General features: G+C 45.1%; 26 protein-coding genes and 1 pseudogene. 20 read left to right on the forward strand and 7 right to left on the reverse strand.

Going from position 1 to position 24,612, the window contains the following annotated elements; translation table 11 throughout:
* Position 1 precedes the first annotated feature (1 nt).
* The 15 genes from ONT18_RS16125 (at position 2) to ONT18_RS16195 (ending at position 11,394) form a co-directional block, all read left to right on the forward strand.
* The gene (locus tag ONT18_RS16125) at positions 2-169 is read left to right on the forward strand and encodes a hypothetical protein (protein ID WP_264906973.1); all 168 of its coding nucleotides are present in this window, start codon (positions 2-4) and stop codon (positions 167-169) included.
* An 81-nt stretch (positions 170-250) separates the two neighbouring features.
* A complete protein-coding gene (locus ONT18_RS16130) occupies positions 251-583 on the forward strand; it encodes a DUF3408 domain-containing protein (RefSeq protein WP_264906975.1) in 333 nt (110 codons plus the stop codon).
* A 158-nt stretch (positions 584-741) separates the two neighbouring features.
* Positions 742-1,047: a DUF4134 domain-containing protein gene (locus tag ONT18_RS16135; protein WP_068856396.1), complete on the forward strand. Its 306-nt coding sequence runs from the start codon at positions 742-744 to the stop codon at positions 1,045-1,047.
* Between the two features lie 21 nt (positions 1,048-1,068).
* Positions 1,069-1,395: a DUF4133 domain-containing protein gene (locus tag ONT18_RS16140; protein ID WP_264906977.1), complete on the forward strand. Its 327-nt coding sequence runs from the start codon at positions 1,069-1,071 to the stop codon at positions 1,393-1,395.
* Complete coding sequence (locus ONT18_RS16145) at positions 1,392-3,893, forward strand: TraG family conjugative transposon ATPase (RefSeq protein ID WP_264906979.1); 2,502 nt, start codon at positions 1,392-1,394, stop codon at positions 3,891-3,893. The genes ONT18_RS16140 and ONT18_RS16145 overlap by 4 nt, the downstream gene beginning before the upstream one ends.
* A gap of 48 nt (positions 3,894-3,941) precedes the next feature.
* The gene (locus tag ONT18_RS16150) at positions 3,942-4,553 is read left to right on the forward strand and encodes a DUF4141 domain-containing protein (protein ID WP_370867672.1); all 612 of its coding nucleotides are present in this window, start codon (positions 3,942-3,944) and stop codon (positions 4,551-4,553) included.
* Positions 4,554-4,556: 3 nt separating this feature from the next.
* Positions 4,557-5,570 carry a conjugative transposon protein TraJ gene (traJ, locus tag ONT18_RS16155; protein WP_068856391.1) on the forward strand — a complete coding sequence of 338 codons (1,014 nt, stop codon included), beginning with the start codon at positions 4,557-4,559 and terminating at the stop codon, positions 5,568-5,570.
* Between the two features lie 30 nt (positions 5,571-5,600).
* Positions 5,601-6,224 carry a conjugative transposon protein TraK gene (gene traK / locus ONT18_RS16160; RefSeq protein ID WP_068856390.1) on the forward strand — a complete coding sequence of 208 codons (624 nt, stop codon included), beginning with the start codon at positions 5,601-5,603 and terminating at the stop codon, positions 6,222-6,224.
* An 11-nt stretch (positions 6,225-6,235) separates the two neighbouring features.
* Complete coding sequence (locus ONT18_RS16165) at positions 6,236-6,526, forward strand: TraL conjugative transposon family protein (RefSeq protein ID WP_153089026.1); 291 nt, start codon at positions 6,236-6,238, stop codon at positions 6,524-6,526.
* The gene (gene traM / locus ONT18_RS16170; RefSeq protein WP_264906983.1) at positions 6,507-7,850 is read left to right on the forward strand and encodes a conjugative transposon protein TraM; all 1,344 of its coding nucleotides are present in this window, start codon (positions 6,507-6,509) and stop codon (positions 7,848-7,850) included. Before ONT18_RS16165 ends, traM begins: the two co-directional genes overlap by 20 nt.
* Positions 7,851-7,909: 59 nt before the next feature.
* Positions 7,910-8,938, forward strand: coding sequence for a conjugative transposon protein TraN (traN, locus tag ONT18_RS16175; RefSeq protein WP_143722985.1), 1,029 nt, complete (start codon positions 7,910-7,912; stop codon positions 8,936-8,938).
* 3 nt (positions 8,939-8,941) lie between these two features.
* Entirely contained in the window at positions 8,942-9,523 is a 582-nt protein-coding gene (locus ONT18_RS16180) for a conjugal transfer protein TraO (protein ID WP_264906985.1), read from the forward strand.
* 12 nt (positions 9,524-9,535) lie between these two features.
* Positions 9,536-10,405, forward strand: a complete 870-nt coding sequence (locus ONT18_RS16185) for a toprim domain-containing protein (RefSeq protein WP_264906987.1) — start codon at positions 9,536-9,538, stop codon at positions 10,403-10,405.
* 15 nt (positions 10,406-10,420) lie between these two features.
* Positions 10,421-10,912: a DUF3872 domain-containing protein gene (locus ONT18_RS16190; protein ID WP_373690147.1), complete on the forward strand. Its 492-nt coding sequence runs from the start codon at positions 10,421-10,423 to the stop codon at positions 10,910-10,912.
* Positions 10,909-11,394, forward strand: coding sequence for a lysozyme (locus ONT18_RS16195; RefSeq protein ID WP_264906991.1), 486 nt, complete (start codon positions 10,909-10,911; stop codon positions 11,392-11,394). Before ONT18_RS16190 ends, ONT18_RS16195 begins: the two co-directional genes overlap by 4 nt.
* Before the next feature lie 352 nt (positions 11,395-11,746).
* Here ONT18_RS16195 and ONT18_RS16200 read toward each other — a convergent pair whose 3' ends face one another.
* The 7 genes and pseudogenes from ONT18_RS16200 to ONT18_RS16230 all read right to left on the reverse strand — a co-directional run bounded on the left by ONT18_RS16200 (position 11,747) and on the right by ONT18_RS16230 (position 16,741).
* Positions 11,747-12,793, reverse strand: a complete 1,047-nt coding sequence (locus tag ONT18_RS16200; RefSeq protein ID WP_007896893.1) for an IS110 family transposase — start codon at positions 12,791-12,793, stop codon at positions 11,747-11,749.
* A gap of 266 nt (positions 12,794-13,059) precedes the next feature.
* A complete protein-coding gene (locus ONT18_RS16205) occupies positions 13,060-14,112 on the reverse strand; it encodes an IS110 family transposase (RefSeq protein ID WP_007896891.1) in 1,053 nt (350 codons plus the stop codon).
* 202 nt (positions 14,113-14,314) lie between these two features.
* Positions 14,315-15,592 (reverse strand): PcfJ domain-containing protein, encoded by a 1,278-nt coding sequence (locus ONT18_RS16210; protein ID WP_264906994.1) that lies wholly within the window; start codon positions 15,590-15,592, stop codon positions 14,315-14,317.
* Complete coding sequence (locus ONT18_RS16215) at positions 15,589-16,014, reverse strand: PcfK-like family protein (protein WP_264906996.1); 426 nt, start codon at positions 16,012-16,014, stop codon at positions 15,589-15,591. The genes ONT18_RS16210 and ONT18_RS16215 overlap by 4 nt, the downstream gene beginning before the upstream one ends.
* A gap of 23 nt (positions 16,015-16,037) precedes the next feature.
* Positions 16,038-16,276: pseudogene (locus ONT18_RS16220) on the reverse strand (DUF6926 domain-containing protein).
* A 12-nt stretch (positions 16,277-16,288) separates the two neighbouring features.
* Positions 16,289-16,513 carry a hypothetical protein gene (locus ONT18_RS16225; RefSeq protein WP_068855719.1) on the reverse strand — a complete coding sequence of 75 codons (225 nt, stop codon included), beginning with the start codon at positions 16,511-16,513 and terminating at the stop codon, positions 16,289-16,291.
* A 12-nt stretch (positions 16,514-16,525) separates the two neighbouring features.
* Positions 16,526-16,741: a hypothetical protein gene (locus tag ONT18_RS16230; protein ID WP_005823733.1), complete on the reverse strand. Its 216-nt coding sequence runs from the start codon at positions 16,739-16,741 to the stop codon at positions 16,526-16,528.
* Between the two features lie 449 nt (positions 16,742-17,190).
* Here ONT18_RS16230 and ONT18_RS16235 point away from each other — a divergent pair, with 449 nt between their 5' ends.
* The 5 genes from ONT18_RS16235 (at position 17,191) to ONT18_RS16255 (ending at position 24,106) form a co-directional block, all read left to right on the forward strand.
* On the forward strand, positions 17,191-18,414 hold the full coding sequence (locus tag ONT18_RS16235; RefSeq protein ID WP_022459668.1) for a site-specific integrase: 1,224 nt from the start codon (positions 17,191-17,193) through the stop codon (positions 18,412-18,414).
* On the forward strand, positions 18,411-18,785 hold the full coding sequence (locus ONT18_RS16240; RefSeq protein ID WP_264907000.1) for a hypothetical protein: 375 nt from the start codon (positions 18,411-18,413) through the stop codon (positions 18,783-18,785). Before ONT18_RS16235 ends, ONT18_RS16240 begins: the two co-directional genes overlap by 4 nt.
* Positions 18,786-19,444: 659 nt before the next feature.
* Entirely contained in the window at positions 19,445-20,497 is a 1,053-nt protein-coding gene (locus ONT18_RS16245; RefSeq protein WP_007896891.1) for an IS110 family transposase, read from the forward strand.
* Positions 20,498-20,763: 266 nt separating this feature from the next.
* The gene (locus ONT18_RS16250) at positions 20,764-21,810 is read left to right on the forward strand and encodes an IS110 family transposase (RefSeq protein WP_007896893.1); all 1,047 of its coding nucleotides are present in this window, start codon (positions 20,764-20,766) and stop codon (positions 21,808-21,810) included.
* Positions 21,811-22,651: 841 nt separating this feature from the next.
* Positions 22,652-24,106, forward strand: coding sequence for a hypothetical protein (locus ONT18_RS16255; protein ID WP_089545425.1), 1,455 nt, complete (start codon positions 22,652-22,654; stop codon positions 24,104-24,106).
* Positions 24,107-24,612 lie beyond the last annotated feature (506 nt).

Genomic DNA, 24,612 nt, shown 5'->3' on the forward strand with positions numbered 1-24,612 from the left:
TATGAAAAGAGCAAAAAAGACTAATGTAACGAACGAGAGATTTGCACATGTTGGCAAAATATTCTCAGAAATGAATCGCGAAGAACTGCAAGCTAAATTTGCAGAAAATGCCAAGGTTATCAAACGCAAATTAGATGCGTTGATGAAATTGCATATGTCAGATGTTTAATAAAACTGTCAGGATTAAATTCCAAAAGTCAACAAGTATTTCAATATCTTCGGTTTTGTATAACATTAAAATTAGAGAACAATGAAAAGAAACAGAACAAGTAAGAATGGTGAGACAAAAGAATACATCAGTATTCAGTCCACTGTAAATGTAACAGTGTCATCCCAAGCTGAAAAGAAAGTTGGGTATATAGACAAGTTTATGTCCAAAGCTGATTTTACCGCAAGAAATGGTAAACAGGTATGCATCAAAGAAGAGACACATGAGCGCATTATGAAGTTTGTGAATGTGGTTGGTAAAGGACAGGCTACTGTAGCAAGTTTCATAGACAACATCATCAACGAGCATTTTGCTATCCATGCTGCCGAAATCAAGGCTGCATTTGATGAGGGACTCAAGGCATATCGCCTCTAACAATAATTTTAAAGTACACCAATGAAAAAGAAAGACTACGGCTAAAATCTCAGCTCGCCACTGAATCCACAAGTCGGCATCATGCCGCATGAGTAAACAAAAGTATCAATCGCCAAACGGGATCATCCAATCCCCAAGGCACAGACAAAAAACGATTTATGAACAAGAAAAACAGAATCATTCTTCTCGCTGCGATGATTGTCGCAGCCGTATCACAGACATTCGCGCAAGGCAACGGACTTGCAGGTATCAACGAAGCAACAAGTATGGTGACCTCCTACTTCGATCCAGGCACGAAGCTCATCTACGCCATCGGTGCCGTGGTGGGTCTCATCGGAGGCATCAAGGTGTATGGCAAGTTCTCGTCTGGCGACCCCGACACGAGCAAGACTGCCGCAAGCTGGTTCGGAGCCTGCATCTTCCTCATCGTGAGCGCAACCATCCTCCGCTCGTTCTTCCTATAATATAATTAAGGTATAAGACTTATGGCTGACTACCCAATCAACAAGGGCATCGGTCATTCGGTTGAGTTCAAGGGACTGAAGGCACAGTACCTCTTCATCTTTGCAGGTGGACTGCTTGCCGTCTTTTTCCTTGTGGTCGTCCTCTATATGGCAGGTGCGGACCAACTGGTCTGCATCGGCTTGGGTCTCACGCTCGGATCATTGCTTGTATGGGGAACATTCCATCTGAACAACAAGTATGGTGAGCATGGACTGATGAAGTTCCTTGCCGCCAAGAGCCATCCACGCTATATCCTCAACCGAAGGAAAACAAACCGGATGTTCAAACATAAAAAGAAAGAAGAATGAGAAATATCAGAAAATCAAGCACCCTTGAAAGCAAGTTCCCGTTGCTTGCTGTGGAGCAAGGCTGCATCATCTCCAAGGATGGCGACATCACGGTCGCCTACGAGTTAACGCTCCCCGAAATCTTCACGGTTACATCGCAGGAGTATGAGTCGGTACATGCCGCATGGTGCAAGGCTATCAAGGTGCTGCCCGACTACAGCATCGTACACAAGCAGGACTGGTTCGTGAAAGAGAACTACGAACCGGACTTGCTGAAAAGCGATATGAGCTTTCTGTCAAGAAGCTACGAGAGACACTTCAATGAGCGTCCTTACCTGCATCACCAGTGTTACCTGTTCCTCACCAAGACCACCAAGGAGCGTATGGCACACCAGAGCAATTTTTCCACCTTGTGCCGTGGGCATATCATCCCCAAGGATATCAAGGACAAGGAAACGGTCGCAAGATTCCTCGATGCCGTGGAGCAGTTTGCAAGAATCATCAATGACTCCGGCTATATCTCCTTACGCAGACTGATAGATGAGGAAATCACAGGCACGGAACGGACAACCGGGCTTGTAGGTAAGTACCTCTCGCTTTCCACGGAGAACGTGCAATGTTTGGAGGACATGGAATTGTCTGCAAGTGGTATGCGTATCGGAAACAAACACCTATGCCTTCATACCTTGTCGCAAACGGAAGACCTTCCCACGGAAGTATCTACGGACAACCGCTTTGAGCGACTGTCCACTGACCGAAGTGACTGCCGACTTTCCTTTGCCGCTCCAGTTGGTTTGCTGTTGTCCTGCAACCATATCTATAACCAGTATGTATTCATAGACAACAGTGACGAGACCTTGCAGAAGTTTGAGAAGACCGCCCGTAACATGCACTCGCTGTCAAGGTACAGCCGACAGAACGCCATCAACAAGGAATGGATTGACGAGTATCTGAACGAGGCTCACTCACAAGGCTTGCAGTCTGTCCGTGCCCATTTCAATGTTATGGCATGGGGTGAGGAGTTGGAAGAGTTGAAGCATCTTCGCAATGATGTGGGCAGTCAGTTGGCAAGCATGGAATGTGTGCCACGCCACAACACGGTGGATTGTCCGACACTTTTCTGGGCTGCGATACCCGGCAACGAGGGTGATTTTCCGTCAGAGGAGAGTTTCTATACCTTCATTGAGCAGTCAGTGTGCCTCTTCACGGAGGAAACTAACTATATGGATTCTCCCTCACCGTTCGGCATCAAGATGGCAGACCGCATCAGTGGCAAGCCGCTGCACATTGACATCTCTGACCTGCCGATGAGAAAAGGCGTGACAACCAACCGCAACAAGTTCGTGCTCGGACCCTCGGGAAGCGGGAAGTCCTTCTTCATGAACCACCTCGTCAGACAGTATTACGAGCAAGGCACGCATGTGGTCTTGGTCGATACGGGAAACTCCTACCAGGGACTCTGCGAGATGATCAACAGAAAGACAGGCGGAAAGGACGGTATCTACTATACCTATACGGATGAGAGTCCCATATCATTCAATCCCTTTTTTACCGAGGATAAGGTCTTTGACATCGAGAAGCGAGAGAGCGTCAAGACTTTGCTCCTGACACTTTGGAAGAAGGACAACGAGCCTGCCACACGAGCGGAAGAGGTTGCCTTGTCAAATGCCGTGTCGCTCTACATCGGTAAACTGAAAGAGAAAAGCGACATCGTGCCGTGCTTCAATACTTTCTATGAGTTTGTGGGAACGGAATACCGCAAGGTACTGGAAGAAAAGAAAGTCCGTGAGAAAGATTTTGATATAGACGGATTTCTCAACGTGCTGGAACCTTACTACAAGGGTGGCGAATATGACTATCTGCTTAACTCCGACAAGGAACTTGACCTGCTGCACAAGCGGTTCATCGTTTTCGAGATTGATTCCATCAAGGACCATCCAATCCTGTTCCCGGTCACGACCATCATCATCATGGAGCTGTTCATCAACAAGATGCGCCGCCTGAAAGGCATCCGTAAGATGATAGTGATAGAAGAAGCATGGAAAGCGATAGCTTCGGCAAACATGGCTTCCTATATCAAGTATCTCTATAAGACGGTCAGAAAGTTCTTCGGTGAGGCGGTTGTGGTGACGCAGGAAGTCGAGGACATCATATCCTCCGCTATCGTGAAGGACAGTATCATCAACAACTCAGACTGCAAGATACTCCTTGACCAGAGGAAGTTCATGAACAAGTTCGAGCAGATACAGTCATTGCTCGGATTGACGGAAAAGGAGAAGTCGCAGATTCTCTCCATCAACCAGTCCAACGACCCGTCACGTCTCTACAAGGAAGTATGGATAGGACTTGGCGGAACGCAGTCGGCAGTATATGCCACAGAGGTGTCCACGCAGGAATATCTCGCCTATACGACTGAAGAAAGTGAGAAACTGGAGGTAAGGGCATTGGCGGAGAAACTCGGTGACGACATGGAAGCTGCCATCCGACAGCTTGCAGAGGACAAACAAGAGAACAAGTAAATTCATTATCCACTTAATCCAAAAGTAAAAATGAGAACAAAAGTAATCATGACAATCTGCCTGTTCCTGCTGATGGTAGGAAAGGCAAGCGCACAGTGGTCTGTCATAGATCCTACCAACATTGCGCAGAGTATCATCAACTCGTCCAACAACATCGTCCACACGTCTTCGACGGCTCAGAACATGATCAACAACTTCAAGGAGACCGTGAAAATTTACGAGCAGGGCAAGAAGTACTACGATGCGCTGAAGTCGGTGAACAACCTCGTCAAGGACGCACGCAAGGTGCAGCAGACCATCCTCATGGTGGGTGACATCACGGACATCTACATCAACAACTACCAGAAGATGATGCACGATGACAATTTTTCCGTGGAGGAACTCTCCGCCATCGGCTTCGGCTACACCAAACTGCTGGAGGAAAGCAACGATGTGCTGACAGAACTGAAGAACGTGGTGAACATCACGACCCTTTCCATGACGGACAAGGAGCGAATGGACGTGGTGGAACGCTGCTACTCGAAGATGAAGCGTTACCGCAATCTCGTGAGCTACTACACCAACAAGAACATTTCCGTGAGTTATCTGCGTGCCAAGAAGAAAAACGACCTCGACCGCATCATGGGACTCTACGGCAAGTCAAACGAGAAATACTGGTAGCCTATGGATTTCGAGAATCTTCACCAGATACTGCGTTCCCTGTATGACGAGATGATGCCGCTGTGTTCCGACATGACGGACATTGCCAAGGGACTTGCAGGACTTGGGGCGCTGTTCTATGTCGCCCTGAGGGTTTGGCAGTCACTGTCAAGGGCAGAGCCGATAGACGTATTTCCGCTGCTCCGTCCGTTTGCCATCGGACTTGCCATCATGTTCTTCCCGACCATCGTGCTCGGTACGCTCAACAGCGTGATGAGTCCCATCGTGCAAGGTACACATTCCATGCTGGAGACACAGACCTTCGACATGAATGAATACCGGGCGCAGAAAGACAAACTGGAGTATGAGGCGATGAAACGCAATCCGGAAACCGCATACCTTGTGAGCAACGAGGAGTTTGACAAGCAGCTTGACGAACTCGGCTGGTCACCCGGCGACGTGGTGACAATGGCAGGAATGTATGTGGAGCGTGGCATGTACAGCATGAAAAAGAGCATCCGTGATTTCTTCCGTGAACTGCTGGAGCTGCTATTTCAAGCCGCTGCACTGGTCATAGACGTGCTGAGGACATTCTTCCTCATCGTCCTGTCCATCCTCGGACCGCTTTGTTTCGCCATATCGGTATGGGACGGATTCCAGTCCACGCTGACGCAATGGTTCTGCAGGTACATACAGATTTATCTCTGGCTACCCGTTTCGGACTTGTTCAGTACCATCCTTGCCAAGATACAGGTGCTGATGCTGCAAAACGACATCGAGGCATTGCAGAACGACCCGAACTTTTCCATTGAGGCAAGCAACGGTGTTTACATCGTTTTCCTCATCATCGGAATCATCGGTTACTTCACCATACCGACCGTGGCGGGATGGATCATACAGGCAGGTGGCGGCATCGGCAACTACAACCGGAACGTGAACACGGCAGGCTCACTGGGCGGAAGCATCGCAGGAGCAACGGCTGGAAATGTGGCAGGACGTGCCGGAAGGCTCATCAAGAGCGGATTTAAGAAAATATAGTCATTCATGAACAATACAACGAAAAGAAAAATGGAATTCAAGTCATTGAAGAATATCGAGACCTCGTTCAGGCAGATACGCCTGTTCTGCATCGTCCTCGTCATCGGTTGCGCTGTTGTTGCAATATGTTCGGTGGTGTTCGCATTCCGATTTGCGGAGAAGCAACGCGAGAAGATATACGTCCTTGATGGAGGCAAGTCACTGATGCTCGCTCTCTCGCAAGACCTCTCACAGAACAGACCTGCCGAGGCAAGGGAACACGTGAGACGCTTTCATGAGCTGTTCTTCACGCTCTCTCCCGAAAAGAGTGCCATTGAGCACAACGTGAAACGAGCCTTGCTGCTGGCAGACAAGAGCGCATACAACTATTACCAGGACTTTGCGGAGAAAGGTTTTTATAACCGACTCATTGCAGGAAACATCAACCAGTCGCTGCAAGTTGACAGCGTGGTCTGTAACTTTGATAACTACCCTTATCAAGCCAAGACCTACGCACGGCAGGTGATACTCCGAGAGAGCAATGTGACGGAAAGAAGTCTTGTCACCGTATGCAGGTTAGTGAATGCCACACGCTCCGACGACAACCCGAATGGTTTTACCATTGAAGGTTTCACCATTGTGGAGAACAGGGACATCAGTACAGTAGAACGATAAAAATAGCAAGAATGGAAAATCCGATTAAGACAATCCAAGAAAAGGTGAATGGTATGAAGGGAAGACTGCGTGACAGGCTGGATTCCCTTCCGCCAAGGGTGAGACTGAAAGTCGTGCTCGTCATGTTCGGCTTGTTTGCCCTCTGTAGCCTTTACATGATAGGTTCAGCCATCATCAACTTCGGAAACGGCAAGACCTCAAATATAGAGGTTGAGCATATTGAGAGTGTAAAGTTGCCCACCGACAAGGGGCAGCAAGTGACCAACCTGAATGAATTGATACATGGAGAAAGAGAAGAATGACAAGATGGAGCCGGATAAGGCTCCAAAGGAAAAGAAGCCTTTGACAGAGGAACAGCGTATCAAGCGTAACAAGATGATTGCCATACCATGCATGTGTCTCGTCTGCGCATTGGTGTTATGGCTCATCTTCAAGCCGTCTGCATCAGAGGGTGAGAAAGGCAGCAAGGGATTCAACATGGAAATGCCCGATGCGGAGAAGACAGATGTGGAGGCGGACAAGCGCAAGGCATACTCCAAGGAGGATTTTGCCAATAAGCAGAAGGAAAAAAGCAGAGCTATGAGCACCCTTGGAGAATACATGCCAGGTATTGATTCGACTGCTACACGGCAAGAAAAGGACTTTGACCTGATGCAGTCTGGGCAGCAGCCAACAAAGGAAGAAAGGAAAGAGGCGGATGCCATCCGCTCGTCTGCCGAGGCATACCGAACCTTGAACACGACCTTGGGCGGTTTCTATGAACAGCCACAGCAAGGGGGAAGCAGCGAAGATGCTGAGTTGAGAAAACGTCTTGACGAGCTGGAGGCAAGCATGATGCAGCAGGAAAGCAAGCGTTCCAATATGGACGAGCAAGTTGCCCTTATGGAGAAGTCCTATCAACTTGCGGCAAAGTACATGCCTGGTGGAAATGCCAATGCGGCAAGTCCTTCATCAGCAGAAACTGCAACAGAGGAAAACAAGGAAGCTGTCACCAAGGGCAAGAAAGCCAAGGTTTCCCCTGTAAGGCAAGTGCAAAGGCGTGTAGTCTCGTCCTTGAACCGCCCCATGAGTAACGGGGAGTTTGTAGCCTCTTACTCGGAAAAGGCTTCGGCAAGGTTCAATACCGCCATCGGAAGAGGTGGTGTTTCCGACAAAAACACGATTTCTGCCTGCATCCACGGCAACCAGACCATAACGGACGGACAGGCAGTAAGGTTGAGACTGCTGGAAGCCATGCGTGTCGGCAATAGGGAGATACCACGAAATTCTGTCATTGTCGGAGTGGCACGATTGCAAGGCGAAAGGCTTTCCATAGCCTTGAAGTCCATTGAGCACAACGGCATGATTATCCCGATAGAGCTTGCCGTTTATGACAATGACGGTCAGGAGGGCATCTTCATCCCGAAGTCGATGGAGGTTGATGCAGCCAAGGAAGTCGGTGCCAACATGGGAAGCTCGCTGAACAGCAGCATCAACATTTCCTCCAATGCCGGGGCACAACTTGCCTCCGACTTGGGAAAAGGTGTCATACAAGGCGTGTCGCAGTATATCTCCAAGAAGATGCGTACCGTCAAGATACACCTGAAGGCTGGCTACAGGGTCATGCTCTACCAAGAGGAAGATTAGCCGAAAGGCAACAACATTTATACCACTTAATTCAAAAGTTTAATTAAAAGCAAACCAAAATGAAAAAGACAACAATCATGTTCGCCATTATGCTGGGCGTAGCCTGCACTGCATCAGCGCAGAAGACAGGCAAGAAAAAAGCGCAGAAGTCTGTAAAGACTGAGCAAGTAAGCAATGTTTCTTCCGACCAGAAAGAGAAACTGACCTTGACCAAGGAGGTGTATCCGCAGAAGGAAGAGAACAGCAACCTCTATCACGGCTTGACCAAGAAGCTGACCTTCGACCGCATGATTCCACCTCATGGTTTGGAAGTGACTTATGACAAGACGGTTCATATTCTCTTTCCTGCCTCTGTCAAGTACGTTGACTTGGGTTCAGAGGACCTTATTGCTGGCAAGGCGGACGGTGCAGAGAATGTTATCCGTGTAAAAGCAGCCGTGAAGAACTTCAAGAAAGAGACCAATATGAGCGTCATCACGGAGGATGGCTCATTCTACACCTTCAATGTGAAGTATGCCAAGGAACCACTCATGCTCAATATCGAGATGGCGGACTTCATCCATGACGGTGAGGCGGTGAACCGTCCGAACAATGCGCAGGAGATTTATCTCAAGGAGTTGGGCAAGGAAAGTCCCATGCTGGTACACCTCATCATGAAGTCCATCCACAAGGAGAACAAACGCAAGGTGAAGCACATCGGCAGCAAGCGTTTCGGAATCCAGTATCTTTTGAAGGGCATCTATGTACACAGTGACTTGCTGTATTTCCACACAGAAATCAAGAACCAGAGCAACGTGCCGTTTGACGTGGACTATATCACGTTCAAGGTGGTGGACAAGAAGGTGGCGAAACGAACCGCCATTCAGGAGCAGGTGCTTCTTCCTGTCCGTGCCTACAACTATGTGGTGCGTGTGGCTGGCAAGAAAACGGAGCAGACGGTGTTCTGCTTGCCGAAATTTACCATTCCAGACGACAAGGAGCTTGTCGTGGAGATGAACGAGAAGGAAGGCGGTCGCCATCAGTCGTTTGTCGTGGAGAACAGTGACTTGGTGCGAGCTTTGACAATCAACGAACTTAGCGTGAAGTAACGGATGAAAAGAAGAAACATTGCAATCATGGCAATGCTTGCCCTCACCGCAGGGCAGGCATTCGCCCAAAGATGTCTTCCTCAGATGAAAGGCATTGAGGTGAAGGTCGGCATGGCTGACGGAGTGTATAACGGCAAGAAGTCCTGCAAGGCTGGCTATTATGCAGGTCTCGGACTTTCGAGCTATACCAAGGGTGGTGACAAGTGGACGTATGGGGCGGAATATCTGCAAGTACATCAGCCTTACCGTGAAACTTCCGTTCCAATAGCACAAATGACGGGCGAGTTCGGTTATTCCTACAACTTCCTTTCCGACAACAGTAAGACGGTGCTGTTCTATATCGGAGGTACGGCACTGGCTGGCTATGAGTCCGTAAACTGGGGCAAGAGAACCATGTCAGACGGAGCGACCTTGCAGAACAAGGGAGCGTTTATCTATGGCGGTGCCGTGGCATTGGAAACGGAAATATACCTGTCGGATGCTATAGCTTTGACCGCTTCCGTTAAGGAAGGGCTTGTTTGGGGCAACAGCACGGGACATTTCCACACGCAGTTTGGTATTGGCATGAAGTTCATCATCAACTAAAACAGTGAGCCTATGGACATCAATGAAATCAAACAAGTGCCTATCGTGGACTTTCTCTATATTCTCGGCATTGAGCCTGTCAAGCACAAGGCTTCGGGACTTTGGTATCATGCGCCATACCGCAACGACCGCAATCCTTCGCTTCGGGTATCAACGGACAAGAATGTCTGGTATGACTATGGCATCGCCAGAGGTGGTGACATCTTCAACCTCGCAGGGGAGTTCATCAACAGCAATGAGTTTGTAGCACAAGCCAAGTTCATATCTGAAACGCTTGGTGGCAGTTTCCCGACATCGTTTCAGCATTATCAAAGAACAGAAGAAAAGGCTGTGAAGGCGAAAGGCAATCCCTTTAGTGATATTGTGGAAAAGGCATTGAGCCATCCTGCACTTCGGCAATACTTGCGTGAGCGTGGCATATCGGCTGACGTGGCGAGCCGTTTCTGCTGTCAGGTGGAATACCGATACAATGGCAAACAGTTCTTTGCTGTCGGTTTCAAGAACAACAGCGATGGCTACGAGATACGCAACCGCTTCTTCAAAGGTTGCGTGTCGCCAAAGGACGTCACTCTCATTGGCAGGAACAGCAACGTCTGCCATCTGTACGAGGGTTTTATGGATTTCCTCTCTGCCGTCATGCTCGGTATAGGTCGTGGTGAGGATCATATTATCCTCAATTCGGTGGCTAATATGCAAAAGGTGCATCATCTTTTAGATGGCTATGCACAAGTGTATTGTCACTTGGACAATGACGAAGCTGGCGAGAATGCCTGTGTCGAACTGCAAAAGCGATATGGCGATAAGTTCATTGACCATTCGCATCTATACACAGGTTACAAGGACTTGAACGAGTACCTGATGAGCCATAAGACAAGAAAGTAACAATCATTCAAAAACATCAAGACAATGAAGAAGAACAATAAAATCAAGAAATCAGTGAGCGTATTGGCATTCCTTTTCGTGTGTGCCGTGTCGGTAATCCTTTCATCGTGCAGCGATGAGCTGGACATTCAGCAGTCGTATCCTTTCAAGGTGGAGACGATGCCTGTGCCAAAGGACATTGTGCGTGGACAGACCGTTGAAATCCGCTGCGAGTTGAAGGCGGAGGGAAAGTTTGACGGCACCATCTATACCATCCGCTATTTTCAGCATGACGGAAAAGGCTCGTTGAGAATGGAGAACGGAACGGTGTTCCAGCCAAACGACCGCTATCTGTTGGAGAACGAGAAGTTCCGTCTTTACTATACCTCGGCAAGCACGGAGACACAGACGCTGACAGTGGTGGTGGAGGACAACTTCGGCAAGTCATACGAAGTGGAGTTCAACTTCAACGATACTGATGAGGAGGAAGAGTTTGCGAGAAGTGCCAACAAACTCGGTAGCGTATGAGGTTGATGATATTGTTAGCCTTGCTTCTTGTATCGGGCAGCTTGTCTGCCCAGACGCAAGGGGCGATAAAGCGAGTTCGTCATGTGTCACGTTTTGAGTTGGCTGTCGCCTGCATCAAGAAGTACGAGGGTCTGCACGGACCGAAGCATCATCCTTATGTCGGATATGGGCACAAGCTGTTGCCTGGCGAGCGGTTTTCTCCAAGAATGACGGAACGGCAAGCCGATGCATTGCTGCGCTCTGACCTCAGAAAGCTCTGCGCCATGTTTCGTGACTTCGGTCGTGACTCGCTGCTCTTGGCTGCACTTGCCTACAATGTGGGATGTGGAAAGGTGATGAAAAGCCGGATGTATGCCAAGATGCGAAGTGGCAACAGAAACATCTATCGTGACTATGTGGACTTCAAAAGGTGGAACGGAAAGATAGTGCCTTCCATCGAGCGAAGAAGAAAAATGGAGTATCTGCTCTTGTTTACTCCATAGAATAAGATTTTATAAAATAGGACAGTCCTTTTGATTGGGGACTGTCCTTTGTTCTTTGCAAGCATCGCAGATAAGGGCAAGACGGTTTCTTTGCCACTTTCTTTTCCGCTCCTCGGCTCATGATTCCTAAGACATCACCAAATTTTTGAGAGCTTTTTTGTGTTAAAATAAGCAAAATAGCCCCCAGAAAGCATATAGTCATACCTACCCCTGTAGCAGAAGAAGACATTTTTTGACTTTTCTGTTACAAAAAAAACGATACGGAACTCTTTCTTTTAATAGCTTTTTGCTCGATTCCTAATTAGTTATCCGTATCTGTCCTCACAAGACTATAAGAGACAATGGTACATTGTCATAGTTCACTTGCTTTGGACTTTTCAATATGTAAGTTCTTTCTGTCGTCAGAGGTGTTCAACACTTCCCATTTTCTCTTTTGCTTGCCTATGGCAAACATTCTGCAAATGAGCTTAAACTTGACGGCATTCAATGCCTTACGCTTAGTATCAGAATCTTTTCTGCCTCCTAACTTTCGATTATAAAACATTTGCATTTCCACATCGTACTCAACAGCTCTCAATGCCGCCATAGACAGGTCAGCTTTCACTTGACCGTTACAGTGTGCGGAAGGTCGGGCACGCCATTTCACACTGGTACCAGAAGTGTGACTGCATGGAGCTACGCCAACATATCTCGCATATTGCCGAGCTGTGTCAAAAGCGGTAAAGTTTCGTGTGATGGCAATTATGTTTGTTGCATTGACAAAACCAATTCCTGGTATCGTCAACAGATTCTGAAAAGTGTCAAAGACATCTTCCTCCTTGGACATTAATTCACACTCTTCCTGATCTATCTTCTCAATGTCATGATTGAGCTTTTTAATGTAGCTCTCATACATGGCAGAATCCTCTTTCGTTTCAAACATCTGCATTCGGTTCATAAAGTTTGTCCGTTGCTCCACAAGGAACTTACGCTCATTGACAAGTTGCTTCAATTGTTGCATAGCCTTGCTTGGCAACTTGTATGGCTTGGCACATTCCGTGCCATCATAACGATAGAGGAAGTCAGCTATCTTTGCAGAGTCATTCTTGTCTCGCTTATCTATTGTCCCCATAGGATGATGTTTTACTATACGTGTACTAAGCATACAGAAAGAGTAATTCTTGGACGTGAGGAATTTTTCCAAGTCCAAGGAGTAGCAACCTGTAAATTCCATGCCAAACAGGGCTTGGGAAAGTACCACACGGCTCTTTTTGAGCCATGAGCACATATCGCCAAATCCCTTGCGAGTGTTGTTGAACACCTCATGAGGGAACATTTTGATGTTGGTGTCCTCACGAAATATAGATACATCTATGACATTTTTAGAGATGTCAATGCCTACAAATGATTTATTTTTCATATCTTTGCACCGCTTTACGAAAGGAACTCTCTATGTCAGGATAAGCCAAATCTTTTAAAAGCTGGGACGGACAGCTAATTCCCTAAAAGGCACTGAGTCTGACATTTCGGGCAGAGGAGACTATATCAAGGGAAAGGGCTTTGCCTAAGATTAAAAAGTTCACTACCTCTGTCTGGAGTTCCTTCCTTTTGAGGATTCCTCGCAAAGGTAGTGCCAAAAGCAACCAAGAGACTCTATCATGGTATAGTGATGGTCTTAAAACACTGTTAGTTCACTCCTGGTTGCTTGTTTTTCCCATTTCGATAATTGTCCGTCTCCACATACGGAGTACCTCGTTTTATAACGGCAAACATACGGAGTATCATCTTAAACTTGATTGCATTAAACACTATTCCACTGCATTTCTCCTTTCTCTTGCGTTCCCAGTAATCTCTGATGTTCGGAATGTGCTGCATGCAAACCAAACAGGCAATGGACAAATCTGCCTTTGCCTGTTTAAAACCTTTCTTAGAGACTGACGAGCCTTTTCTCACAGATGTACCAGATTCTTTCTTGAAAGGAGCGACACCAATATAGCAAGCGTATTTACGTGGGTTATCTATTGCCATGAAGTTTTCGGTCAAGACAATGGTTTCAAGTGCGACAACACGCCCAATACCAGGTATTGATGTCAGCAGGGAAAAGTTCTTGCTGATGTCCGCATCTTCTTTTATGTACATGTCAATTTCATTGTCTATGCCTTTAAGTGCATCATTGAGCGTTTTAAGTTGCCCATTCTTACGTTCCACAGACAAATCTGTGTCATACGCACATATATCATGAAGCTGCTGCTTGTAAAGGACTGACTGCTTGACTGTCTGCTTGCGTTCCGCCAAAAGCCTCTTCAACTTAAAATATACAGGAGAAGGAAGTTTTGATGGGTTGCGAAGAATCTTTCTGTGGTTCTGCTCACAGTAAATGGCTATGCGGAAAGAATCAAGCTCGTCAGTCTTGATGCGGTCGAGCGAACGCAGTCCATCATCCAAGTCTGGCTCAAAGCGATGCATCTTGCGAGGTTCCACCATCCTATAAATATAATGTTTCTCTTCCAACCACAGTCTAAAGTTTTGGGTGTAAAGTCCTGTATATTCCATACAGAACAAGACTATATCAAACCCCTTGCTTACCTTTGCCACCCATGAACCAATTTTCTTGAAACCTGCATTGTTGTTGCTCACCTTTATATGGGCTTTCTTCCAATCAATGCTTTCTCCGTCATAATAAGCAAGGTCGAGAGTCTGCTTTGAGACATCCACGCCTATGTAAAGTTCTTTATCCATAATTTTGACATTTAATAGTTAAATGGAATCAAGAAAGTTGGCTGGATTATATAAGGACTATGACATGAGAAAGGGCATACCTTGAAAGAAAGATAGTTCACCTTAACACCCATTAACCAAATATCCTAACTTGATTCCTGGGTGCAAAGGTAAAAGAAAGAAAGTGGCGGAACGAATTTTCATCGCTCCGCCGATATGGATTTCATGTCGTTGCAACCATTCGTTGCTCTATAAGTCTTGCATTGCTGTTCACCAAGTTGATGATGTCGGCATGGTGCTCGGTGTCCTTGTTCTGTAGTCCGTGGCATTGTACGACTTTCATCTGTTCGAGTGAAAACTCCACGGTCTCAACCCTTTGTTCGGCTATTCTTGCAGAGAAGATGATGCAGTCGGGATTGAGTGAGTAGTTTGTACCGCTGCCTACGCAATGGTGCATCGCCTTACCCTCAAGAACGTGCTCCCTGACGCTTTCAAGCATTCTCACCACGATATTGCCGTCCGTGAACATCAAACCGAAGAAACGGCTCTTCATTTCCTTGAACTTGTCCTCGTTCTTCAATGCCTTGCGTATCTCCTCCTCGGTGCGCTCCTTTTCTTTCTTTGCTCTGATTTTCTCGGATATTCTGTCGTGCTCGGCTTCAAGGTTGTCGGGACAAATGTAATGTGGACTTCTGATGTCCTTGCCCATTTCTACCAACATACAGATGTAGTCCGCCCATTTGCCGATGTCTGTAATAAGGTAATGGTTGCGGTTGGCTATCTTGTAGGCATTCCAACAAGTTTCCAAGTGCCGTGGGTGGTCTATGAAGTGGCGGACGTGTCCGTAACGACATTGTTTCATCATCGTTTCGATGCGGTGGTCTGTCAGCATCGCCTTGAACAATGTAAGCGGTTCGATGCCGTGAAACGCTCCGTCAAAGCCGTTGCGCCATATCTGAGGAATGACTTTCATATCGGGGCAGACCGGAAATGAAGCAATATGCTGATAGGTGGTGTTGTCCCTGCGCAGTTCAATGTCGGAGTCGTAGCAGAACGTGTCCATATAGATACCCATTGTGCGCTTGCGTGCCATAACCTCCACCTTGCCTTTCTCGTTCATCCAATAGCGTGCCACCTCCCAACAAAAGATGTCTGCCTTTTGTCCCTTGCGGTAGTAGGCTTTCATCTGATATGCTCGCATAAGTTGCAGTCCCTTACGCTCGGTGAGTACGCTGAAATAGGTAGAAGACATTGCCTTCTGTCGCTTGGTGCGCTGCACTTCCAACTTTGCCTTACACTTCGGGCAGACACATTTGTCCGCATCATCGTCCGTAGTCCAAGTGTGTCCGCAGTCCATGCAGGTGGTCTGTCCGTGCTTCAACTGAAAGGCATAGTGGTCAAGACATTCACGGAATGCCCATTGCATTTGCGCTCCCTTGATAGGTCGTAACCCCTTGTTTGAGGTTACGACTTGCTTCTGATATTTCGTTCTTGGTTTCATAACGTGTCGAATAATGATGGTTGGTGTACTTCTGCTTCCGTTCTCTGTGAGGTGCGCTTGGCGGTATCTCTGTTACGCATCTTGTTCATCTGCTCTTGCTGATATTGGCGGATGGCTTCCTGTCTTGCCTGTGCCTTCTCCTCCTCTGTGAGTTCGATGTGGTGGTTAACAGACACTTGGCAGTTCAATGGTTTTCCTACCTCGACGTCCTTCTCCTCGTAGTAGTGGATGGCTTGCCCATATATCTCGTCATCGCAAAAGCCGTTGCAACCGCTCTTCTGTACCCAATTAAGGATATAGGTGACGCAATCGTCTATGTTCTTGTCGTGGTTGTCATACTTGGCTGCAAAGAGTTCGTCCTCCATTGCTCGCTCCTCCAAATAGGCTTGTATGGTTCTCTTGAAATATTCTGTAGTGTTCATATCTGATGTTGTTAAAGGGGTTGTTACTCGTGATAGATGATGTCGCAGTCCTCAACTTCTGTAGGCAGTCCGAAGAACGGATAATGGCTGAAGTAAGGTTCTGTGCACATGTCCTCGTTGTATCTTGGACTTACTATCTCAATATTGTTCTTGCGTATGGCTTCGTCCACCATACGGATTTCTCGTCAGTCAGTCCGCTTGCATCGCCATTGATGATGTAGCAGAGTGCCCATGTAGGTATCGCTTCAATGCTTCTGTTCATATCGCTTGCTCATTAAATGGTTTGCTTGATTAGCTCAATCGTATATTTCGGGTTCACCTCGTTGAAGATGAAGTCCACGAAATCACGTCTTGCGTCCTTGTTCAACTCTCTGTAGATGTCCTTGAATGATGTGATGTTACCATTGATGTATGTGTCCACCATATACTCAAAGATGTTGTCCACCTCATAATATCTGCACTGCTGTGATGCTGTCTTTGAATGTCTTTTTGTTCCCATATTCTTGTATGCTTAAAGTGTCAATAACCAAATGAATGTTCCAATCAGTACCACCATAGAAAGAATGGAAATGATGATGCCGAAGATGAACTTCACAATTCCCAATATGACTTCACCGACCATGCAGAGAGCCATATATCCCAACCAAGCCACCAAAGTGATGAGGGTTGAGCCGACTGCGGAGAGTAATCTCCACCAAGTCTGTGTTATGTTGATGTTTGTTGTCATATAGCCTTGAATTAAATTTATTTGCGGTTCCAGGAACTGAAGGGAAGTTCTCGTTTCTTCACCTTTTTGTCGCTCCCTTTTCCGACATTTTTTTTGCGTCTTCCTGTCGCATCGGTCGTTTCGTTTCAGGTGCCTTTCAAGGGCGGCGAGGCTGGAAATACAAGGTTTTTCTGAAAAAGAATGACTAAAAAAGCAAAAAATAGCAGATTTGAGCTTTTGTTTTGAGTTTCAAGTGGTTGTGGCAGTCGTTGGCTTTTTGTGGCATTCGTGAGGAAATGCGAAAATGGCGGATTTGAGAAGTAGAAACGCTTTCAAGTCATTACCTCAAAGAAACGCTCTAATAAGCATTTTTAACGGCTTCGGTTTTTACTTCTCAATTCTGCACAGGTTGTGAATTTGCCATGCAACTCTCATGATTTAATTTTGCACAGAACAAAAAGCAAGGAATTATGAGAAGTACATTCAAGACAGTCTTCTATGTAAACGGAAGCAAGGAGAGAAACGGAATTGTCCCTATCATGGGACGTGTGACAATCAACGGAACTATCGCACAGTTCAGTTGCAAGCTGAGCGTGACCAAGGCGATATGGGATGCCAAGGGCAACAGAGCCAAAGGCAGAAGCAAGGAAGCCAATGAGGTGAACTTTGCGCTTGATAACATCAAGGCTCAAATCGCTAAGCATTACCAACGGCTTTCCGACCGTGAGGCGTTCGTTACCGCTGAAATGGTGAGAAACGCATATCAAGGCATAGGTACGGAGTATGAGACATTACTCAGAGCTTTTGACAAGGAGAACGCAGCCTTTGCCCAACGCGTGGGAAAAGACCGAGCTGTCCGAACCTACCGCAAGTATCTGACGGTAAGAAAGTACGTTGCCGAGTTCATCAAATTTCAGTACAAGCGCAGCGATATGTCCATGAATGAGCTTACCGAGGAGTTCATCCGTGATTTTTGTCTGTATTTGAAGAATGTCATTGGACTCACGCAATCTACCATTTGGATATACTCCATACCATTGAAGCATATCGTCACGGCAGCACACTACAACGGCAAGATACAGAGAAATCCGTTTGCCATGTACCACGTTGACCCAGACCACAAGGAGCGTGAGTTCTTGACAGAGGAAGAATTGGACATATTTGCAGGAATAGAGTTGGAAAATCCCAACTTTGCTTTTGCGAGAGACTTGTTTATGTTTGGTTGTTGGACAGGTATCTCTTTCGTTGACATCAAGAATCTTACAGAGGACAATGTTGCCATTATAAGTGGGTCTCCATGGATAGTTTCTCAGCGTCAAAAGACAGGCGTACCATTCAAAATTAAACTGATAGATGCAGCCATACAGATAATTGAACGTTACAAGCCATTGAGAAAAGATATGCACTTGTTTAATATTGGCTCACTTGACATGGTAAACAAGCGTATAAAGAAAGTGGCAAAAATGTGTGGCATCAAGAAGCGAATTTCATTTCATGTCTCCCGGCATTCGTTCGCAGTTTTGGCTTTAAACTACGGTATGCCGATAGAGAGTGTAAGCAAGATACTGGGACATACGGACATCGCCACAACACAAATTTACGCAAAGGTGACAAGTACTAAATTGGAGCATGACATATCAGCTTTTGAAAGTCGAATCAAGGGGCATATGCCGACAATGGGGGGAATGGCATGAAAAGGACTGTAATCACCGTGGACGGAAATGGAATGTTATCCATTCCGTCCAACTTGAAAGACTTGTGGATGAGCGAGAGCGAATTGGTGGATATGCTCCATGTCACCGCCCCGAAACTCCATGCTGTGATAAGGTCGATATACGAGGAAGGTTTGTTGCCCATGTCGGAGGTACAACAGAAACAGGAAACCTCCAAGGGCATTTGGCAAACGATGTATGGTTTCCCGATGGTTGTTGCCCTTTGTTTCCGTATAGGCTCTTATGGTGCTGTTCGGTTTCGGGACACCATCATGAAGAAGTTGTACGGGGCAAAAGAGAAAAGTAGTGTCATTGTCCTACAATTCAGTGGAGGAACAACCGCCTTTAGCTGAATGTACTCTTGCTTGTTGGTTTGTTTGTCGCTGTCGTACTGTCGTGAATAAGTACTGAAGCATATACTTTGCTTGTTGGGGATTTGTCATATTGTATAAAAAACTGACAAATCCCCATATTTTTGTTGATTTGTTGAATATACAGAAAGTCGTATTGAATATCAAGTATTTATGGCTCTACATACTCTCAACAAATATCTCAACAAAAGAAAGGTAATGATGGAAAGAGAAGCCCTCAATGTCCATGTCTATGTTTCTCTTTTGCCCAGTGATTTGTTGTGTCGAAACTTTTGTTGAGAACTTGTTGACAGGTTTAGTGTTTGATTTTCATAGCAATACCATATCTCTTCAACTGCTCATCTGAAAAACGCCCAACACTTGTTCCGCTGTAAAATGTACTTGTGGATTATTGGCTACCGCTCTATTCTCCGAAATGATTGCTGCAACGTTCCTTGGAGGCTTTGCGCCTCCAGCCACTTGGGCGAACCTCCGCAGTGTTTTAGCTTTTACCTTTGCACCCAGGAATCAAGTTAGGATATTTGGTTAATGGGTGTTAAGGTGAACTATCTTTCTTTCAAGGTATGCCCTTTCTCATGTCATAGTCCTTATATAATCCAGCCAACTTTCTTGATTCCATTTAACTATTAAATGTCAAAATTATGGATAAAGAACTTTACATAGGCGTGGATGTCTCAAAGCAGACTCTCGACCTTGCTTATTATGACGGAGAAAGCATTGATTGGAAGAAAGCCCATATAAAGGTGAGCAACAACAATGCAGGTTTCAAGAAAATTGGTTCATGGGTGGCAAAGGTAAGCAAGGGGTTTGATATAGTCTTGTTCTGTATGGAATATACAGGACTTTACACCCAAAACTTTAGACTGTGGTTGGAAGAGAAACATTATATTTATAGGATGGTGGAACCTCGCAAGATGCATCGCTTTGAGCCAGACTTGGATGATGGACTGCGTTCGCTCGACCGCATCAAGACTGACGAGCTTGATTCTTTCCGCATAGCCATTTACTGTGAGCAGAACCACAGAAAGATTCTTCGCAACCCATCAAAACTTCCTTCTCCTGTATATTTTAAGTTGAAGAGGCTTTTGGCGGAACGCAAGCAGACAGTCAAGCAGTCAGTCCTTTACAAGCAGCAGCTTCATGATATATGTGCGTATGACACAGATTTGTCTGTGGAACGTAAGAATGGGCAACTTAAAACGCTCAATGATGCACTTAAAGGCATAGACAATGAAATTGACATGTACATAAAAGAAGATGCGGACATCAGCAAGAACTTTTCCCTGCTGACATCAATACCTGGTATTGGGCGTGTTGTCGCACTTGAAACCATTGTCTTGACCGAAAACTTCATGGCAATAGATAACCCACGTAAATACGCTTGCTATATTGGTGTCGCTCCTTTCAAGAAAGAATCTGGTACATCTGTGAGAAAAGGCTCGTCAGTCTCTAAGAAAGGTTTTAAACAGGCAAAGGCAGATTTGTCCATTGCCTGTTTGGTTTGCATGCAGCACATTCCGAACATCAGAGATTACTGGGAACGCAAGAGAAAGGAGAAATGCAGTGGAATAGTGTTTAATGCAATCAAGTTTAAGATGATACTCCGTATGTTTGCCGTTATAAAACGAGGTACTCCGTATGTGGAGACGGACAATTATCGAAATGGGAAAAACAAGCAACCAGGAGTGAACTAACAGTGTTTTAAGACCATCACTATACCATGATAGAGTCTCTTGGTTGCTTTTGGCACTACCTTTGCGAGGAATCCTCAAAAGGAAGGAACTCCAGACAGAGGTAGTGAACTTTTTAATCTTAGGCAAAGCCCTTTCCCTTGATATAGTCTCCTCTGCCCGAAATGTCAGACTCAGTGCCTTTTAGGGAATTAGCTGTCCGTCCCAGCTTTTAAAAGATTTGGCTTATCCTGACATAGAGAGTTCCTTTCGTAAAGCGGTGCAAAGATATGAAAAATAAATCATTTGTAGGCATTGACATCTCTAAAAATGTCATAGATGTATCTATATTTCGTGAGGACACCAACATCAAAATGTTCCCTCATGAGGTGTTCAACAACACTCGCAAGGGATTTGGCGATATGTGCTCATGGCTCAAAAAGAGCCGTGTGGTACTTTCCCAAGCCCTGTTTGGCATGGAATTTACAGGTTGCTACTCCTTGGACTTGGAAAAATTCCTCACGTCCAAGAATTACTCTTTCTGTATGCTTAGTACACGTATAGTAAAACATCATCCTATGGGGACAATAGATAAGCGAGACAAGAATGACTCTGCAAAGATAGCTGACTTCCTCTATCGTTATGATGGCACGGAATGTGCCAAGCCATACAAGTTGCCAAGCAAGGCTATGCAACAATTGAAGCAACTTGTCAATGAGCGTAAGTTCCTTGTGGAGCAACGGACAAACTTTATGAACCGAATGCAGATGTTTGAAACGAAAGAGGATTCTGCCATGTATGAGAGCTACATTAAAAAGCTCAATCATGACATTGAGAAGATAGATCAGGAAGAGTGTGAATTAATGTCCAAGGAGGAAGATGTCTTTGACACTTTTCAGAATCTGTTGACGATACCAGGAATTGGTTTTGTCAATGCAACAAACATAATTGCCATCACACGAAACTTTACCGCTTTTGACACAGCTCGGCAATATGCGAGATATGTTGGCGTAGCTCCATGCAGTCACACTTCTGGTACCAGTGTGAAATGGCGTGCCCGACCTTCCGCACACTGTAACGGTCAAGTGAAAGCTGACCTGTCTATGGCGGCATTGAGAGCTGTTGAGTACGATGTGGAAATGCAAATGTTTTATAATCGAAAGTTAGGAGGCAGAAAAGATTCTGATACTAAGCGTAAGGCATTGAATGCCGTCAAGTTTAAGCTCATTTGCAGAATGTTTGCCATAGGCAAGCAAAAGAGAAAATGGGAAGTGTTGAACACCTCTGACGACAGAAAGAACTTACATATTGAAAAGTCCAAAGCAAGTGAACTATGACAATGTACCATTGTCTCTTATAGTCTTGTGAGGACAGATACGGATAACTAATTAGGAATCGAGCAAAAAGCTATTAAAAGAAAGAGTTCCGTATCGTTTTTTTTGTAACAGAAAAGTCAAAAAATGTCTTCTTCTGCTACAGGGGTAGGTATGACTATATGCTTTCTGGGGGCTATTTTGCTTATTTTAACACAAAAAAGCTCTCAAAAATTTGGTGATGTCTTAGGAATCATGGCATTAGATTTATGCAACCTATACCGAGGACACACAGCGCACATAACACACTCGGTATAGCTTACGAAATAAAACGACAATATACAACTACTATACTTGGCAAATTGCGCACAGAATATTATTACCTTGTCTTTTGCAAACTTCAAGAACAAAGCAGGTCGTGTCTGTTCCCTTGTTCTTTATCAATGCAGCAGCTTTTGATGTTTCATGCAAATTGTGAGATTTAAGGTCGGCAATTTTGGATTTGGAGAATCGAAAGACAAGAGTGTCGATTATTATGTTTGGAGGAGGGAGCGAGGTTATGTTTTGGGAACCCCAAAACGCCTCGCTCCACCATGAGGGCGGAGAAATTTTGCTCCCAACGGTTGCAGAAAGTGAGTGTACCAACTGTAGGCAGTGCATAGAAATATGTAAATAGATTTGTCAGGTGTAGTTTATTCTTCCTTTATTTGCACAAAAGTATGTTTTGAGTGTTATAAAAAATAAAAAAATGCACTATTACGTTGATACTTTTGTATTTTTGCACTCAGTTATCTTGGACAGCAGAATTTGAAACACTGAAAATCCGTAATCTGTCTATATGTAAAATCTTTAAATTTGGATTATTATGACTAAGAAGTTTTGGTTAATAGCACTCATCGTAGCTTGCACTGTTGTATTTGGCAGTTGCGATAAGTCTGAGGAATTGAGTGTTGAGCAATGTAAGTTGGATATGAATCTATTCAACCAAACCTATACTGTTAATGATGAGGGGTGCTGTGTGCTAAAAGGGAGAAAGCCAATAGCAGCAGAAGAAATACAGAGTAAGGTCAAGGGCTATGGTTGGGAGAGTATTGCCACTTATGAGGTACAGGAAAACGGAAAGTTGAGCAAGGAGGAATTTTGGAAAGACAGATTTGGTGGCAGCCCTACACACTTTTGGTTTGAGACATCACAGCAAGCTTTTAGTTATTTTTATAGTGATGCCTTGCCAGCCTTTTGTTTCAGTCGTGTATCATGGACTTATGACATGGACAAAGGCTTCATACTGTTTGGCAGCAACAAGCAGACAACAGACAGCAGATACATGCAGATTCTTAAGCTTGACGAGTCGAATGGCAAGACCTTAATGTACACCATACAAAAATTGGGAGCGACGAGTGATGGCAGCAATGGTTACAAGTCTATATATGGCATGATTGTATATAAACGCATGACCGAAACCGATTTGGAAATGATGAAGAAAAGTTACACGTATGATACGGATATTGACCGTTCTGTTCCCGACAACTGCAAGTTTAAGATTAAGGCATACTATGCAGAAGACGACAAAGACAACACAGACCCTGTGTTTCAGACCTTCTGCCTTGTAACATTTGAGCTTACCGATGAATATGGTTTCAACTCTTCAGATAATGCCTATTACAACTACTACGATTCAATTACTTGGACGAGTGATTGTCGTGATATGCCAGATAGCTTTGGAATCATGGAACGTAAGACAAACTGTTTGAATACTTCCTATTGGTGGAGCACATACTTCTTCACGCCTCATGACAATACTATTGTCTATGCCAATGGCTATAAAGATGGCCGTATTGTCTATCAAGCCCGAAAGAGGCTCTATTTGGTGAATGATGGATTCTTTGGTTACGATTGGGATAACGTAAGGTATAATTCCAAGAACCCCGAACTAACAGAATATTGCTTGCTGGACAAGAGCCGTGAGTTTATCCTAACTCCACCTACTGCCTACAAAGAAGACATTACAAAACCGTATGCAGAGTTACGTATTGTACTGAAAGGAGCAAAAGACAAAAACGACAAGGAATATATGTTAGGCGTGCTTGAACGTGAAAGAGAAGGTCTGTTGAAGATTATGGACCAGTACTATGAAGCACATAGTACTATAAAAGAAACAGAAAAGGCTTCGCTGTGTAAAACGTTTAAGGCACTACCCGAAGATGCTGATATTAAAGCATATTGGCGTACAAAACATTCTCGCATGGTACTGATACTTAAAACTGACGGGGAAGACCCTATAAACAGTGAATACTATGTGCATGCGGAACCAATTAAATGATAAATAAGTTTAATGTGGATAACGCAATTGAATGTAGCTTATATAACAACAATAGTCATAAGGCGAAGTTAATCTTTGTTTTATGACTATTGTTTTTTGCACCAACATAGTGTGGTTTCATTTTTATTTTGTATTTTTGCAACTGTAAAGAGTTGTTAGGCAAAGCAAACATATGCATATTGCAGAAGTTGTGACTATTGCCAAGTCATTACCTCTATTGAGGTTGAACACTTATAAATCGCTCATTTTAAGCTATTCAGCAGATTATAGAAGAATTTTTCGGAAAAATACTACCCAACGGTGTGGAGATTTTTTCGAAAACCGAAGGCTCGACCTTTTATTTCCAAAGCCCGCTGCCATACCTTTGCACCTGCACGATAACGGTTGATGCCAAAAGGAAAGACCATGTGGAGGAAAGAAAATCAGAGCGGCAAATGAAAATAGAAACTTCACGGAAGTTTTTGGACTGTACGATTATCGCATACCCATTTCTGAGAAATGGATAC

Origin of the sequence: Segatella copri (genome assembly GCF_026015295.1) — a bacterium.
Lineage (GTDB): Bacteria > Bacteroidota > Bacteroidia > Bacteroidales > Bacteroidaceae > Prevotella > Prevotella copri_C.